This window comes from Anaerococcus lactolyticus ATCC 51172 (genome assembly GCF_000156575.1).
Classification (GTDB): domain Bacteria; phylum Bacillota; class Clostridia; order Tissierellales; family Peptoniphilaceae; genus Anaerococcus; species Anaerococcus lactolyticus.
Genome location: NZ_GG666063.1, coordinates 1 through 1,640 on the forward strand (window position 1 = coordinate 1; position 1,640 = coordinate 1,640).

At 31.2% G+C, this 1,640-nt stretch carries 2 protein-coding genes and 1 pseudogene; all 3 read right to left on the reverse strand.

The features are described from left to right. Positions 1–359: 359 nt before the first annotated feature. Positions 360–647, reverse strand: coding sequence for an AraC family ligand binding domain-containing protein (locus HMPREF0072_RS10230; RefSeq protein ID WP_004830268.1), 288 nt, complete (start codon positions 645–647; stop codon positions 360–362). 68 nt (positions 648–715) lie between these two features. Then, the gene (locus HMPREF0072_RS10235; protein WP_004830269.1) at positions 716–1,288 is read right to left on the reverse strand and encodes a uracil-DNA glycosylase family protein; all 573 of its coding nucleotides are present in this window, start codon (positions 1,286–1,288) and stop codon (positions 716–718) included. A gap of 117 nt (positions 1,289–1,405) precedes the next feature. Continuing rightward, positions 1,406–1,640: pseudogene (locus tag HMPREF0072_RS10240) on the reverse strand (MobA/MobL family protein); the annotation flags it as partial.

The following is a 1,640-nucleotide window of genomic DNA, read 5'->3' on the forward strand; positions in this document are numbered from 1 at the left end:
TTATTGTTTTAGGTAGGGGCCGCTCATTCTGTTGTGAGTGTGGACAAAATACTTGCCACCGTAACCATGGATATGGGTACCAACAAGACCCTTAGCAACAAACTTCCCTAAATATTAATTAACTCCAGGTTCATTTTTGGAAAATCCAACAATAATACGTCTTACACCCCATAAAATAATCTTCGAGCACGATATCTTTCTAAAATAAGATAATTAACCTTATAAAACATAAAACCTCTGTAATTTCAATAAAACTAAGTCTCTTTTCATATATGATGCCCCAAATTTTTGCTTAAATATATAAAAATTAAAGGCAGGTTGATAAAATAACCACCTGCCTATCTTAGCTAAATATATTCTTAAATTCTCACTTTTATAACCATCAAATCACTATCCTCAAGAGCCTTAAGAGCATGGATTTCATTAGGATCCATTGTGATTATATCACCTGGGATTATTATCTGATTTCCGTTCTCTCCCTTAAAATCTACCTTGCCCTTATAAATTACAACTACTACACTTTTATCTGACTTGTGATTTGGTATTTCTTCGCCCTTTTTGATTTGTAGGTGGGTTATTTGTAAATTATCCTCATCCACCAAATGCTCAAATTTTCCGTCTAAAATATTCGCACTTATTTTTTTCATATTTTCTCTCCTTGTTGATTACCATTACCATAAAAAAATGATATACAATTAATTTTTACAAACAAAATTTATCTCAGATTTTTTACAATTTTCTTTAACTCAGGCAAGACCTCCTCTCTAAAAAAAGGATTTTTTGCTATCCACCTGTTGTTTAGAGGACTTGGGTGGGCTATTGGGAAATATTCTGGCAAAAATTCTTTGTAAGATTTTACTGTTTCAGTTAAATTTTTCTTAAATTTATCCTTCAAATAAAACTTTTGAGCATAGGCTCCTATCAAAATGGTTAACTTTATATCCTTCAATTCATTTAATAATAGTGGATGGTATTCTTTTGCAATAAAAGATCTAGGAGCCTTGTCGCCCGATTTTCCCTTTCCAGGATAATAAAAATCCATTGGAATTATAGAAAAATCTTCACTATGGAGGACGTCTTCCGATATACCCAACCATTTAACAAGATTTTCCCCACTCTTATCATTAAATAAAATACCAGTTTCTTCAACCCTTTCCCCAGGAGCTTGCCCGATTATCAAAATTTTTGATTTTGGATTTAGCTGGAATATTGGGTTAATTCCTCTATTTGTGTAGATTTCATTTCTGCAATCTTCTCTTAATTTTTTAATAATGAGTTTTTCTTTCATAATTTTGCCATCACTTTCATTAGAATTAGAAGCTTACCAAGCTTTAGGACAAGTAACAATTTTCTTAAAAAATCTATTCTTAGCCTAGCAAAACTTTCAACCTACATAAGATTATTACCCATTTTTGTCTTGACTCTCATCATGGATTGCATAATCTACTATCATTCCTTGTGATGTTAGATTTTCTTTTATAAATCTTTCGACTAGGTTTTTATTTTCACTTAAAGATAATTCTTTTGGTAGTCCTATTATGAATTGTCTTGCTAGTTGTGCATTAGAATTTTTTTCTGCCATTTATACTTTATTCCATAAGGTCGACCTATCATTAAATTCTTTTGGTATATGATCAGGC